This is a genomic window from Streptomyces sp. NPDC050560 (assembly GCF_044457285.1).
Taxonomy (GTDB): Bacteria; Actinomycetota; Actinomycetes; order Streptomycetales; family Streptomycetaceae; genus Streptomyces.
The window spans coordinates 167,972-181,375 of the sequence record NZ_JBITGT010000016.1 but is presented as its reverse complement, the minus strand read 5'-3'; the positions used below and the strand labels follow the sequence as shown (position 1 = coordinate 181,375).

11 protein-coding genes and 1 rRNA gene are annotated in these 13,404 nt (G+C 71.2%); 3 read left to right on the top strand and 9 right to left on the bottom strand.

Going from position 1 to position 13,404, the window contains the following annotated elements; all coding sequences use genetic code 11:
- The 3 genes from ACIBIW_RS31035 to dapA form a co-directional block, all read right to left on the bottom strand.
- Nucleotides 1–67 (bottom strand): 16S ribosomal RNA (locus ACIBIW_RS31035); the annotation flags it as partial.
- A 495-nt stretch (nucleotides 68–562) separates the two neighbouring features.
- Complete coding sequence (locus ACIBIW_RS31030) at nucleotides 563–2,248, bottom strand: ribonuclease J (RefSeq protein WP_399340847.1); 1,686 nt, start codon at nucleotides 2,246–2,248, stop codon at nucleotides 563–565.
- 183 nt (nucleotides 2,249–2,431) lie between these two features.
- Nucleotides 2,432–3,331: a 4-hydroxy-tetrahydrodipicolinate synthase gene (gene dapA / locus ACIBIW_RS31025; RefSeq protein WP_399340845.1), complete on the bottom strand. Its 900-nt coding sequence runs from the start codon at nucleotides 3,329–3,331 to the stop codon at nucleotides 2,432–2,434.
- Nucleotides 3,332–3,694: 363 nt separating this feature from the next.
- Here dapA and thyX point away from each other — a divergent pair, with 363 nt between their 5' ends.
- The 3 genes from thyX to ACIBIW_RS31010 all read left to right on the top strand — a co-directional run bounded on the left by thyX (nucleotide 3,695) and on the right by ACIBIW_RS31010 (nucleotide 5,781).
- Complete coding sequence (gene thyX, locus ACIBIW_RS31020) at nucleotides 3,695–4,489, top strand: FAD-dependent thymidylate synthase (RefSeq protein WP_399340844.1); 795 nt, start codon at nucleotides 3,695–3,697, stop codon at nucleotides 4,487–4,489.
- 351 nt (nucleotides 4,490–4,840) lie between these two features.
- Nucleotides 4,841–5,080, top strand: coding sequence for a hypothetical protein (locus ACIBIW_RS31015; RefSeq protein WP_399340842.1), 240 nt, complete (start codon nucleotides 4,841–4,843; stop codon nucleotides 5,078–5,080).
- Between the two features lie 134 nt (nucleotides 5,081–5,214).
- Nucleotides 5,215–5,781, top strand: coding sequence for a hypothetical protein (locus ACIBIW_RS31010; RefSeq protein WP_399340840.1), 567 nt, complete (start codon nucleotides 5,215–5,217; stop codon nucleotides 5,779–5,781).
- A 41-nt stretch (nucleotides 5,782–5,822) separates the two neighbouring features.
- Here the strand turns inward: ACIBIW_RS31010 and ACIBIW_RS31005 are convergent, their stop codons facing one another.
- From ACIBIW_RS31005 to eccD, 6 genes are all read right to left on the bottom strand, one after another.
- Nucleotides 5,823–6,299 (bottom strand): hypothetical protein, encoded by a 477-nt coding sequence (locus ACIBIW_RS31005; RefSeq protein ID WP_399340883.1) that lies wholly within the window; start codon nucleotides 6,297–6,299, stop codon nucleotides 5,823–5,825.
- A gap of 13 nt (nucleotides 6,300–6,312) precedes the next feature.
- Nucleotides 6,313–7,068, bottom strand: coding sequence for a 4-hydroxy-tetrahydrodipicolinate reductase (dapB, locus tag ACIBIW_RS31000; protein ID WP_399340838.1), 756 nt, complete (start codon nucleotides 7,066–7,068; stop codon nucleotides 6,313–6,315).
- A 72-nt stretch (nucleotides 7,069–7,140) separates the two neighbouring features.
- Nucleotides 7,141–8,520 (bottom strand): M16 family metallopeptidase, encoded by a 1,380-nt coding sequence (locus ACIBIW_RS30995; RefSeq protein ID WP_399340837.1) that lies wholly within the window; start codon nucleotides 8,518–8,520, stop codon nucleotides 7,141–7,143.
- The gene (locus tag ACIBIW_RS30990) at nucleotides 8,517–10,757 is read right to left on the bottom strand and encodes a polyribonucleotide nucleotidyltransferase (protein ID WP_399340834.1); all 2,241 of its coding nucleotides are present in this window, start codon (nucleotides 10,755–10,757) and stop codon (nucleotides 8,517–8,519) included. Before ACIBIW_RS30990 ends, ACIBIW_RS30995 begins: the two co-directional genes overlap by 4 nt.
- 402 nt (nucleotides 10,758–11,159) lie before the next feature.
- A complete protein-coding gene (gene rpsO / locus ACIBIW_RS30985) occupies nucleotides 11,160–11,447 on the bottom strand; it encodes a 30S ribosomal protein S15 (RefSeq protein WP_399340832.1) in 288 nt (95 codons plus the stop codon).
- 324 nt (nucleotides 11,448–11,771) lie between these two features.
- Nucleotides 11,772–13,283 carry a type VII secretion integral membrane protein EccD gene (gene eccD / locus ACIBIW_RS30980; protein WP_399340881.1) on the bottom strand — a complete coding sequence of 504 codons (1,512 nt, stop codon included), beginning with the start codon at nucleotides 13,281–13,283 and terminating at the stop codon, nucleotides 11,772–11,774.
- Nucleotides 13,284–13,404 lie beyond the last annotated feature (121 nt).

The window sequence follows — 13,404 nt, the reverse complement described above, 5'->3', positions numbered from 1 at the left end:
GTTCGACTTGCATGTGTTAAGCACGCCGCCAGCGTTCGTCCTGAGCCAGGATCAAACTCTCCGTGAATGCTCCCGGGATATCCCGGATCACACACACGAGAGCGGAACCAGAAGGAAGGAAAAATCCCTCCCGGTCCACAGCGTCCTCGCTGTATGTATTTCAAAGGAACCACCACCCCACCACACAACGTGGCAGGACGGGGGTATCAACATATCTGGCGTTGACTTTTGGCACACTGTTGAGTTCTCAAGGAACGGACACTTCCTTCGTACTCACCCACACTCAGCAGGCTTTCCTCCGGGCGCTTTCCCTTTCGGTGTTCCCAACCGTACCAGATGGAATTTCAGTTCCGTTCGGAGTGGAATTCCTGTCCGGTGGCCGTTGGGCGGCCTCCGCCTTCCGGAAGCCTCTGCCAGCCTTGGCTGGACGGTTCGGCTTCCCCGGGGGCGGAGCCGTAAACGTACTTGAGCGGAGCGCTCGGATGCAAATCGGAGCGCTCCGCTCGGAGTTGAAGCCGGGCCCGAGGGCCCGGCCGTCCTCGGGCCGGGGCCCGGGGGTGTGTCAGACCTCGACCACAACGGGCAGGATCATGGGCCGACGCCGGTAGTTGTCCGAGACCCACTTGCCCAGTGACCTGCGCACGAGCTGCTGGAGCTGGTGCGGCTCCACGACGCCGTCCTGGGCCGAACGCTCCAGGGTCTCCTGGATCTTGGGGATGACGTCGGCGAAGGCCGCGTCGTCGATCCCCGACCCGCGTGCCTGGACGTACGGACCCCCGGTGATCTTCCCCGTGGAGGCGTCCACCACCACGAAGACGGAGACGATGCCCTCGTCGCCGAGGATGCGGCGGTCCTTGAGCGAGGTCTCCGTGACGTCGCCGACGGACAGCCCGTCGACGTACACGTAACCGGCCTGGACCTTGCCCGTGATGCGGGCCTTGCCCTCGACGAGGTCGACGGCGACGCCGTCCTCCGCGATGACGATCCGGTCGTGCGGCACCCCGGTGAGGGCGCCCAGTTCCGCGTTGGCCCGTAGGTGGCGCCATTCGCCGTGGACCGGCATCAGGTTCCGCGGCCGGCAGATGTTGTAGAAGTACAGCAGTTCGCCGGCCGAGGCGTGGCCCGAGACGTGGACCTTGGCGTTGCCCTTGTGGACGACGTTCGCGCCCCAGCGGGTGAGGCCGTTGATGACGCGGTAGACCGCGTTCTCGTTGCCCGGGATGAGGGACGACGCGAGGATCACGGTGTCGCCCTGCACGATGCGGATCTGGTGGTCCCGGTTGGCCATCCGGGACAGCGCCGCCATCGGCTCCCCCTGGGAGCCCGTGCAGACGAGGACGATCTCGCTGTCCGGGAGGTCGTCGAGGGTCTTCACGTCGACGACGAGGCCCGGCGGCACCCGCAGATAGCCGAGGTCACGGGCGATGCCCATGTTGCGGACCATGGAGCGGCCGACGAACGCGACCCGGCGGCCGTACTCGTGCGCGGTGTCCAGGATCTGCTGGATGCGGTGCACATGGCTGGCGAAACTGGCCACGATGATGCGCTTGCGGGCGCCCGCGAAGACCTGGCGCAGCACCTGGGAGATGTCCCGCTCGTGCGGGGTGAAGCCGGGCACCTCCGCGTTGGTCGAGTCGGCCAGCAGGAGGTCGATGCCCTCCTCGCTGAGCCGCGCGAAGGCGTGCAGGTCCGTCAGCCTGTGGTCCAGCGGGAGCTGGTCCATCTTGAAGTCGCCGGTGTGCACGACCAGGCCGGCCGGGGTGCGCACGGCGACCGCGAGGGCGTCGGGGATGGAGTGGTTGACCGCGACGAACTCGCAGTCGAAGGGCCCGATGCGCTCCCTGTCGCCCTCCGCCACCTCAAGGGTGTACGGGCGGATGCGGTGCTCCTGGAGCTTCGCCTCGATCAGGGCGAGGGTCAGCTTGGAGCCCACGAGGGGGATGTCGGGCTTCTCCCGGAGCAGGAACGGAACCCCGCCGATGTGGTCCTCGTGGCCGTGCGTGAGGACGATGCCGACGATGTCGTCGAGGCGGTCCCTGACGGACGAGAAGTCCGGGAGGATCAGATCGATTCCGGGCTGCTCCTCCTCGGGGAAAAGCACTCCGCAGTCGACGATCAGCAGACGGCCGTCGAACTCGAAGACGGTCATGTTCCGGCCGATCTCGCCGAGACCGCCGAGCGGGGTGACCCGCAGCCCTCCGGAGGGGAGCTTGGGCGGGGGGCCGAGTTCTGGATGCGGATGACTCAAAAGACTCTCCTCACCATGCGCGCCACGTACCGGGGGCACGTGGCGCGCATGACGTTCGTGCATGAGCAGTTGTCGGATGCAGGGCGCATGCCCTGCGGTGATGCGCCGCCGATACGGCATCGCGACCGTCGCGGAATGTCGTGTATTGCGGCAACGTACGGCATATTCAGTTGTGAAGTCTGATTACAGCTCTACCCCACCCGCGGCCAGATCGAGCTTCAACTGGGCCGTCTCCTCGGGCGACAGTTCGACGAGGGGGAGCCGCAGCGGGCCGCCCGGCTGCCCCCTGAGGGCGAGGACGGCCTTGGTGGTGATGACGCCCTGGGTGCGGAACATGCCGGTGAACACGGGCAGGAGCTGCTGGTGGATCTCGGTTGCCTTCTGGACGTCGCCCGTCGTGAACGCCTCCAGCATCGCCCGCAGCTCGGGGGTCACCACGTGGCCGACCACGGAGACGAAGCCGACGGCGCCGATGGACAGCAGCGGCAGGTTCAGCATGTCGTCGCCCGAGTACCAGGCGAGGCCGCTGCGCGCGATGGCCCACCCGGCGCGGCCGAGGTCGCCCTTGGCGTCCTTGTTGGCGACGATCCTGGGGTGCTCGGCCAGCCTGACGATGGTCTCGGTGTTGATCGGGACGCCACTGCGGCCGGGGATGTCGTACAACATCACCGGTAGTTCGGTGGAGTCGGCGATGGCCGAGAAGTGACGGTAGAGCCCCTCTTGTGGGGGCTTGTTGTAGTACGGCGTGACGGTCAGCAGGCCGTGCGCGCCGGCGCGCTCCGCCTCCCGGGCCAGCTCGATGCTGTGCCGGGTGTCGTTGGTGCCGACGCCGGCGACCACGTGGGCGCGCTCGCCCACGGCCTCGGTCACGGCCCGTACGAGATCCGATTTCTCCGCATTGCTGGTGGTCGGCGACTCACCGGTGGTGCCGTTGAGGATCAGGCCGTCGTTGCCCGCGTCCACCAGTTGGGTGGCGAGCCGCTGGGCGCCGTCGAGATCGAGCGCGCCGTCCGCCGTGAAGGGCGTGACCATGGCGGTGAGAACCCGCCCGAAGGGGGTCTGCGGAGTGGAGGTCGGAGCCATGGGTAATACGCTACTCGCTGCTCAGCGCGCGGTGGTCCTTCGGGGCACACGGCGCGATGTGACAAAGGGTGGAGCCCGGCACTGCCTGCTCGGGGGTTCAAGCAGTGCCGGACCCGTTCGATCAGGCTAGATGAATATCGGGAAATGCCGCAATACGGACACTTCACCCGGCTGAACCGGGCGCCCGCAGAACCGTTCCAGCCAGCCAGAACGCGCTCCGGTACGTCGCTTACGTCCCGTACGTCCCCCGGGCGCGGCGCGGCACCGACGGGCGCGCGGCACGGCTCGGGGCGCCCTCCCCGCGCGGACGGCGCGGGGCACCCGGCATGGAAGAATCGGGCGGCGAATCCCGGCTGAACTGGAGTGATCACATTGCACGCGGTCGAACCGCAGGTCCACCTCATCGGCCGTCCCGACCTCGACTACGACGAGATCGCCGCCTATCTCTCCGATGTCGGAGGGGAGAGCTGGCTGGAGCGCGTCGACCGCGGAGAGCTGGACGACGCGCAGAACCTGGCCGAATTCGCGGGCCGCATCTGCTACCGCTCATGGGAGCCGGGGCTCAATCCCAACGTGACCCGCATCCGCAACGACCAGGAGAAGTACCTCAGGAACATCCTGTCGAGCCTGCACGGCTCGGTGCTCGAACACGTCACCTTCAACTTCGTCCTCCATAACGTGAGCCGCGTCGCCACCCACGAGCTGGTGCGGCACCGGGCGGGGGTCGCCGTCTCCCAGGAGTCCCTGCGCTTCGTGCGCCTCGACGACCTGCCGTTCTGGTTCCCCGAGTGGGCGCAGAAGGACGCCGAGCTGATGTCGCGCGCGACGGAGCTGTTGGAGCGCATGGAGGAGTTCCAGGGCTGGATGGCCGACCACTTCGGGCTCGACGAGGAAGGCACGAAGTTCGCGGAGAAGAAGGCCAAGACGTCCTTCATGCGCCGCTTCGCGCCCGAGGGTCTCGGCACGGGCCTGGTGTGGACGGCCAACGTGCGCACCCTGCGGCACGTCATCGAGAACAGGACGGCCCCCGGCGCCGAGGAGGAGATCCGGCTGATCTTCGGCAAGGTCGGTGAGCTGATGGCCAAGGAGGCCCCGGCGCTCTTCGGCGACTACACGGTCGAGGACGGCTCGTGGGTGCCGGGATGGCGCAAGGTCTGAGGCGCCCCGCCTCCCCGCCCCTCCGCTCCCGGCGGGCCCCCTCGCGACGGCCGCGGTGCCCCTTCGGCGCCGCGGCCGCGTCGTCTGCGTACACGCCGCGCACGCGTGCTGCGGGCGCGCGAGCAGGGCTGGCGCGCACGCGTAGGGCCTCGCGCTTACGCGCGTAGGGCCGTCGTGCCGTACACGTGCGTGTGCGTCGTTTCGGGCTTCCGGCGTGGACCGCACGATTTGGTCACGACTTCTGTCACACCGGGGGAACGGGGCACCTTTCGGGGCATTCGAGCGTCTGTATGGGTGACCACGTTCCTTTCGACCCCTGCGGCGTCCCGACCCCCCGAGAGAAGCAGCGCCATGTTCCGTCGGCGAGAGTCCATCCCGTTCTCCTTCATCGCCGAGGCCGAAGAGTTCCGCAGCAATGTGACGCCCCCGCCGCGCAGGCGTGCCAGCGGCGGGCAGCTCGCCGGGCAGCTCCTGGTCGGCGCCACGCTCGTCGCGGGGCTCGTGGGCTCCGTCCTGCTCGGGCTCCCGGCGCTCTCCACCGACCATCCGCCTGCGCACCCCCAGCACTCGGAGGCGAACGGCGGGCGCTGACCGCTTCCTCCCCACCAGGGCGGATTCCTGCCCCCGGGCGGCTCCACGTACGGCCCCCCGAGGGTGGTGGGCCCCCGCACGGCTGGATAGCCTCACCGGGCACACCCCGCGTTCCGGATGAGTGAGGATCAGCCGTGCCCCTGTCCTTTCTGACGGCAGACCGCGCCTTCGACGACCCCGCGAGCGATGTCGCTCTGCCGCACGAGGACCGCGACCGCTGGCGCCGTCCGTACCGGCCGGGGCCCTGGCGGGTCGGCGTCGCCGCGCTCCTGCTGCTGCTCGCCTCGTACGTCCTGGTGGCCATGGTGATCATCGCGTTCTCCGGTGGCCCCACGGCCGCCGCGGTCTGCGCCCTCTTGGGCGTCGTCGTCATCGCGAGCGCGCTGCGGCTGCTGCGGATGGGCACCTGGGTCAGCGCCCAGGGGCTGCGCCGGGTGCGCTTCCTCGTCACCCGTACGTCGCCCTGGGCCGAGGTCGCCGCCGTGCGCACGGCGCAGCAGCCGGTGCGCTGGCTGGGGCTGCCGCGCACGGTGCAGGGCCAGGCGCTGCTGCTGTCGACGCGAGCCGGGGGCGGCGCGCCGGTGCCCCAGGCGCCGCTGATGACCACGCACGACGCCGACTTCCTCGCCAGGTCGGAGTCGTTCGACCGGGCCGCCGACGCCGTGGAGGCGTGGGCCGAGGAGTACCGGCGCACGCCCTGAAGCCCGAGGGGCCCTGCCGCCCGGCCTCGTGCGGGCCGGGTTCAGGAAGAGGCGGGGGTACGTCGCGCCTTGTCGGCCGTGACGCGCGCGTGAAGCGCGATCGCGTGCTGTATGGCCTGACGCGCGCGTGGGGTGTCGCGGGCGTCGCGGTAGGCGACGGCGAGGCGGAACCAGCAGCGCCAGTCGCCCGGTGCCGCCTCCGCCTCCGCGCGCCGCCGCAGGAACGCCGCGTCGGCGGCGTCGCGCGCGACCCGGCCCGCGGGGGTGCGGGGCAGGTCGTCGGGGGGCAGCCCGCCCTCGGCGGCGAGTTCCGCGGCCAGCCGGCCCGCGCGCAGGGCGAAGCGGGTGTTCTGCCAGAGGAACCAGACGCCGATCAGCGGCAGCACCAGCACGGCGCAGCCGAGCGCCACCGTCAGCGGCGTACCGTGCCGCAGCAGCAGGACGCCGCGGCCGCCCGCGAGGACGAGGTACGCGGCCAGGGCGGCGGCGGTGAGCGTGTAGGAGACCTTCGCGCGCATCGCGGGGCCCGCGTCAGCCGTCGAGGTCGAGGAAGTGCTCAAGGCCGAAGGTGAGGCCGGGAGCCGAGCCGACGCGGCGCACGCCGAGCAGGATGCCCGGCATGAAGCTGCTGTGGTGCAGGGAGTCGTGCCGGATGGTGAGGGTCTCGCCCTCGCCGCCGAGAAGGACCTCCTGGTGCGCGAGGAGGCCGCGCAGCCGCACCGAGTGGACCGGGATGCCGTCGACGCGGGCGCCGCGGGCGCCGTCGAGGGCGGAGGCGGTCGCGTCGGGCTGCGGGGGGCTGCCCGCGGCCTCGCGGGCGGCGGCGGCGAGCTGGGCGGTACGGGTGGCGGTGCCGCTGGGCGCGTCGGCCTTCTTCGGGTGGTGCAGCTCGATGATCTCCGTGGACTCGAAGTACGGCGCGGCGACCTGCGCGAAGCGCATCGTGAGGACGGCGCCCAGGGAGAAGTTCGGGGCGACGAGCACCCCGGTGCCCGGTGCCCCGTCGAGCCAGCCGGCGAGTTCGGCGACGCGTTCGTCGGTCCAGCCGGTGGTGCCGACCACCGCGTGGATGCCGTTGCGCACGCAGAAGTCGAGGTTGCCCATCACGGACGCGGGGGTGGTCAGCTCGACCACGACCTGCGCGCCGGACTCCGTCAGCGTCTCCAGGCGGTCGCCGCGGCCGAGGGCGGCGACGAGGTCCATGTCGTCGGCGGCCTCGACGGCGCGGGCCGCTTCCGAGCCGAGGCGCCCCCGCGCGCCGAGGACCGCCACACGCAGCTTGCTCATGCTTCTTCGTTCCCTCTCGCTCCGGGCACCGTGGCCCGACGTCGTGTGGTGTCCCGTGGCGCCCCGGAGGCGTCAGGCGACGGCCTCGGCCAGCCGCGCGGCGTGCTTGTCCTTGAGGGGGCCGATGACCGACAGGGAGGGCCGCTTGCCCAGGATGTCGCGCGCGACCTCACGGACGTCGTCCGGGGTCACCGCCGATATCCGGCGCAGCATCTCGTCGACCGACATCTGCTCGCCCCAGCACAGCTCGCTCTTGCCGATGCGGTTCATCAGCGCCCCGGTGTCCTCAAGGCCGAGGACGGTGGAGCCGGCGAGCTGGCCGACGGCGCGGGCGATCTCGGCGTCGGGCAGGCCGTGCTCGGCGACCTGGTCGAGTTCGTCGCGGCAGATCTTCAGGACGTCGTGGACCTGGCTCGGGCGGCAGCCCGCGTAGACGCCGAAGAGGCCGCAGTCGGCGAAGCCCGAGGTGTACGAGTACACGCTGTAGGCGAGCCCGCGCTTCTCGCGGACCTCCTGGAACAGCCGCGACGACATGCCCCCGCCGAGGGCCGCGTTGAGCACCCCGAGGGCCCAGCGGCGCTCGTCGGTGCGGGCGAGCCCCGGCACGCCGAGGACGATGTGGGCCTGCTCCGTCTTGCGGCCGAGCAGTTCGACCCGGCCCGCCGCGCGCAGGCCCCTGCGGCCCGTGCGGGGCCCGGCCGGTTCGGCGTCGGTGCGGGTGAGGGCGCCGGCCTGCTCGAAGGCGGCGTGCACGCGCCGTACGACGTCCTGGTGGTCGAGGTTGCCCGCGGCGGCGACGACGAGGTGGGTGGGGTCGTAGTGCCGCTTGTAGAAGCGGCGGATGCGGTCGGCGGTGAGGGCGTTGACCGTGTCGACGGTGCCGAGGACGGGGCGCCCCAGGGGGCTGTCGCCGAGCATGGTGTGCGCGAAGAGGTCGTGCACGCAGTCGCCCGGGTCGTCGTCGGTCATGGCGATCTCTTCGAGGATGACGCCGCGCTCGGCGTCGACGTCCTCCCCCCTGATGAGGGAGCCCGTCAGCATGTCGCAGACGACGTCGACGGCGAGCGGCAGGTCGGTGTCGAGCACGCGCGCGTAGTAGCACGTGTACTCCTTGGCGGTGAACGCGTTCATCTCGCCGCCGACGGCGTCGATCGCCGCGGAGATGTCGAGGGCGGAGCGGGTGCGGGTGCCCTTGAAGAGCAGGTGCTCCAGGTAGTGCGTGGCGCCGCCGAGGGCCGGGGTCTCGTCGCGGGAGCCGACGTGCGCCCAGATGCCGAAGGTGGCTGAGCGGACGTTGGGCAGCGTCTCCGTGACCACACGCAGCCCGCCGGGCAGCGTCGTACGGCGCACGGTGCCGAAGCCGTCGTCGCCGGAGAGCAGCGTTTGGGTATGGGCGACGGCCCGCACCCCTGAGGAGGTGCGGGCCGTCGTCCTGGAACCGCGGGATGTCACTTGGCGGTGCTCCCGGAAGCGGCGTCGGCTGCCTTCTGCTCGTCGTCCTGCTCCTCCTCGCCCTCGATGACGGGGATGAGGGAGAGCTTTCCGCGCGAGTCGATCTCGGCGATCTCGACCTGGACCTTCTGGCCGACTCCGAGGACGTCGTCGACGTTCTCCACGCGCTTGCCGCCGGCGAGCTTGCGGATCTGCGAGATGTGCAGCAGTCCGTCCTTGCCGGGCAGCAGGGAGACGAAGGCGCCGAAGGTGGTGGTCTTCACGACCGTGCCCAGGTAGCGCTCGCCGACCTCGGGCATCGTCGGGTTGGCGATGCCGTTGATGGTGGCGCGTGCGGCCTCCGCGGAGGGGCCGTCGGCGGCGCCGATGTAGATCGTGCCGTCGTCCTCGATGGTGATGTCGGCGCCGGTGTCCTCCTGGATCTGGTTGATCATCTTGCCCTTGGGGCCGATGACCTCGCCGATCTTGTCCACCGGGATCTTGACGGTGATGATCCGGGGGGCGTTGGGGGACATCTCGTCCGGCGTGTCGATGGCTTCCATCATCACGTCGAGGATGTGCAGGCGCGCGTCACGCGCCTGCTTGAGGGCGGCGGCGAGCACGGAGGCCGGGATGCCGTCGAGCTTGGTGTCAAGCTGGAGGGCGGTGACGAACTCCTTGGTGCCGGCGACCTTGAAGTCCATGTCGCCGTACGCGTCCTCGGCACCGAGGATGTCGGTGAGGGTGACGTAGTGCGTCTCGCCCTCGATCTCCTGGGAGATCAGGCCCATGGCGATGCCCGCGACAGGCGCCTTCAGCGGGACGCCCGCGTTCAGCAGCGACATCGTGGAGGCGCAGACGGAGCCCATCGAGGTCGAGCCGTTGGAGCCGAGGGCCTCGGACACCTGGCGGATCGCGTACGGGAACTCCTCGCGGGTCGGCAGCACCGGCACGAGCGCGCGCTCGGCGAGCGCGCCGTGGCCGATCTCGCGGCGCTTGGGGGAGCCGACGCGGCCGGTCTCGCCTGTGGAGTACGGCGGGAAGTTGTAGTTGTGCATGTAGCGCTTGCGGGTCACCGGCGAGAGGGTGTCCAACTGCTGCTCCATGCGGAGCATGTTCAGCGTGGTGACGCCGAGGATCTGGGTCTCGCCGCGCTCGAACAGGGCGGAGCCGTGCACGCGCGGGATGGCCTCGACCTCGGCGGCCAAGGTGCGGATGTCGGTGACGCCGCGGCCGTCGATGCGCTTCTTGTCCTTGATGACGCGCTCGCGCACCAGCTTCTTGGTGAGCGCGCGGTAGGCGCCGGAGATCTCCTTCTCGCGGCCCTCGAACTGCGGGAGCAGTTTCTCGGCGGCGAGCGACTTGACGCGGTCCAGCTCGGCCTCGCGCTCCAGCTTGCCCGCGATGGTCAGGGCCTGGGCCAGTTCGTCGCTGACGGCGGCGGTGAGGGCCTCCAGGACGTCGTCCTGGTGGTCGAGGAAGACGGGGAACTCGCCGGTGGCCTTGGCGGCCTTGGCGGCGAGGTCGGCCTGCGCCTTGCAGAGGACCTTGATGAAGGGCTTCGCGGCTTCGAGTCCGGCCGCGACGACCTCCTCGGTGGGGGCGTCGGCGCCGCCCTGGACGAGCTTGATGGTCTTCTCGGTGGCCTCGGCCTCCACCATCATGATCGCGACGTCGCCGTCGTCGAGGACGCGGCCGGCGACGACCATGTCGAAGACGGCGTCCTCCAGCTCCGTGTGGGTCGGGAAGGCCACCCACTGGTTGCGGATGAGCGCGACGCGCGTGCCGCCGATGGGGCCGGAGAAGGGCAGCCCGGCGAGCTGGGTGGACGCGGAGGCGGCGTTGATCGCCACGACGTCGTACAGGTGGTCGGGGTTGAGAGCCATGATCGTCTCGACGATCTGGATCTCGTTGCGCAGGCCCTTCTTGAAGGAGGGGCGCAGCGGGCGGTCGATGAGGCGGCAGGTAAGGATCGCGTCCTCGGAGGGCCGGCCCTCGCGGCGGAAGAACGAGCCGGGGATCTTGCCCGCGGCGTACATGCGCTCTTCGACGTCGACCGTCAGGGGGAAGAAGTCGAGCTGGTCCTTGGGGTTCTTCGACGCGGTGGTCGCCGAGAGGACCATGGTGTCGTCGTCGAGGTAGGCGACGGCGCTGCCGGCGGCCTGCTTGGCGAGGCGGCCGGTCTCGAAGCGGATGGTGCGGGTGCCGAAGGCGCCATTGTCGATGACGGCCTCTGCGTAGTGGGTTTCGTTCTCCACCAGCGGTTTCTCCGTTACATGTCGTCTTTCGTCCTCCGGCCCGTGTGGCGGGGGGACGGGGCGGAGAAGCGCGCCTTGGGTGCTTGCCGGTCTTCGATCGAAGCTCCCGGGCGCTGCCCGGAGGCCACTACCGAGGACCGGCGGCGGCGAGGGTGCGCTCCTCCTCGTACGTGGGTCTCTGCTATGGCGTTGTGCGACCAGACTACAAAGCGGCGGTGACACTCCGCACGCAGTGCGGGTACGGCAGGTGTGGTGCCGGGCCGCGGGGCGGGTGCGCCCGTGTCGTCGGGTCGGCGGCGGTGGCCGCCCGCCCGGGCGGGTACGGGTCGTACGCGCGTGTCCGGGCCCTATGCCGAAGGGAGCGGCCCCCATCGGGTGGGAACCGCTCCCCTTGGCCGGGTGCTACCTGGCGCCCGCGGCGCCGCGGCGGATGCCGAGGCGCTCCACCAGCGTACGGAAGCGCTGGATGTCCTTCTTGGCCAGGTACTGGAGCAGTCGGCGGCGCTGGCCGACGAGGATGAGCAGACCGCGGCGCGAGTGGTGGTCGTGCTTGTGGGTCTTGAGGTGCTCGGTCAGGTCGGAGATCCGGCGCGAGAGCAGGGCGACCTGGACCTCGGGGGAGCCGGTGTCACCTTCCTTGGTGGCGAACTCGGACATGATCTGCTTCTTCGTGGCGGTGTCGAGTGACACGCGTACTCCTCTGTGCGTCTTCGTGAGGCCACCGAGTGCCCCTGGTCTTTGTCTCAGGGGAGCTTCCTCGACTCGGGAGGCGACGGGCCGTGTCCTGCGCTGCCCCCGGTGCCCGCGGTGTCCCGGGGGACACCTGAGCCGGTGGCGCGTACACATACGGCCGCAGGACAGGTTACCAGCCGTTTGCCTGCCCTCCCGCCGGGGCGGCGGCGGGGCCGTCGGGGAGCGTACGGGCGGACGTCCCGGCGCGTACGCGCGCGGGGCGCATCCCATGGCGTCCCACGGCGTCCCATGGGCCGCGGTGGGCGGTGGCCGCTTGGTGGGTCAGCTCGTCATCGCGCGCGCGGACGCGTAGACGTCGAAGACGGCGAGGGTCAGCGGCACGAGGCTCAACAGGAAGAAGCCCTCCGCGATCTCCAGGAAGCGGCCCCAGAAGGGGGTGACGCCCTTGCGGGGGACGATGAGGCCGATGCCGACGGTGACCGCGGCCGCGACCCCGATCACGGCCGCAAGCCACAGGGTGCGGATGTCCAGCGGCCCGGTGTCGCCCTCAAGGGCCTGCCGCAGCAGGGACCTGGGGGGCCGCAGGCAGAGGCCGAGGCCGAGCAGCACGAGGGCGCCGAGGCCCGCGGTGAGGGCTGCGGAGACCTGCGCCGTGTAGCGGAAGAGGCGGGCGCGCATCAGCATGGCGACGCCGGTGGTGAAGGCGAGGAGCTGGCCCCAGACGCTGTCGGAGAAGCCGAGGACGGCGGCGGCGCCGACGGAGACCAGCGCGCAGCCGCCGACGAGGCCGACGAGCAGTTCGTGGCCGCGGCGCACCTGGGCGGCGATGCGCTCCGCGTCGACGGGCTGCTGGGGGTCGGGCTCGTTGCCGCGGCCGCCGGCCGCCGGGGTGGCGTGCGGGGGTTCGAAGCCGATGGGCAGCCGGGCGAAGCGCATGGAGAGGCCGGGCAGGAACGCCAGGGCGCCGACGGCGATGGGCGCGCACAGGGCCGCCGTCTCGACGGGCCGCATGTCGGTGAGGCTGGCCACGAAGACCGTGACGAGTCCGACCGCGGAGGCGAACGCGAACGCCACGAAGGGGCCGTCGCCGCTCGGCGAGGTGACCGTGAGGACCACGGCGGCGATCAGCACCGCGGCGGCGGCGAGGAGGAACTGGAGGCGTCCCACGCCCTCGCCGTGGTCGAGCGGCAGCAGCCCGGAGCCGGCCGCGGCGACGTTGGGGAAGGCGCCGAGGCCGAGCGCGATGGCGGAGGGCCTGTCGTCGTAGATGCGCGCGCGTACGGCCGCGAGGACGACGAGGAGGAGGCCGACGACGGTGGCGAGGATGCCGGGCAGCCCGTGCATGTCGTGGGTCGGCTGGGACGCCCACAGGACGAAGGCGAGCAGCGCGGGCAGCACGGCGCCGCCGACGAGGCCCGCGGCGCGCGTGAGGCGCTCGTTCCACAGGGTGCGGTCGCGGGAGACGGCGGACGCCACCGCGTCGGACACGTCGTCGTACACGGCGGGCGGCAGCGACTCGGCGAAGGGCCGCAGGCTGAGGAGTTCGCCGTCGAGGATGCCCTGGGCGGCGAAGGAGCGCGCGCTGTCGAGGACGGTGCCGTCGCGGCGCACCAGGTGGTAGCCGACGGGGGCGCTCTCCGCCGGGCTCTGCGCGGACAGCCGCAGCAGCTCCGGGTAGAGGTCGGCGAGCGGCATGTCGTCGGGGAGGGCGACGTCGACCCGGCTGTCGGGCGCGACGATGGTGACGCGGCAGAAGCCGACCCCCGTCCTCGCGCCCGCCTGCGCGTGGGCTGCCGGTCCTGCCGGTGCGGCACCCGACGTCGAGGACACCATGCTCACCTGCTTCTCCCCCATCCATGGATCACGTCGTGGCCCGTGCGACGGGCCGGGACCGTGCGCCGCCGCGTCCCCGCTCCCGGGCGGCCACCCCTCGGGGGCTCCTCGGCCCCGCGCG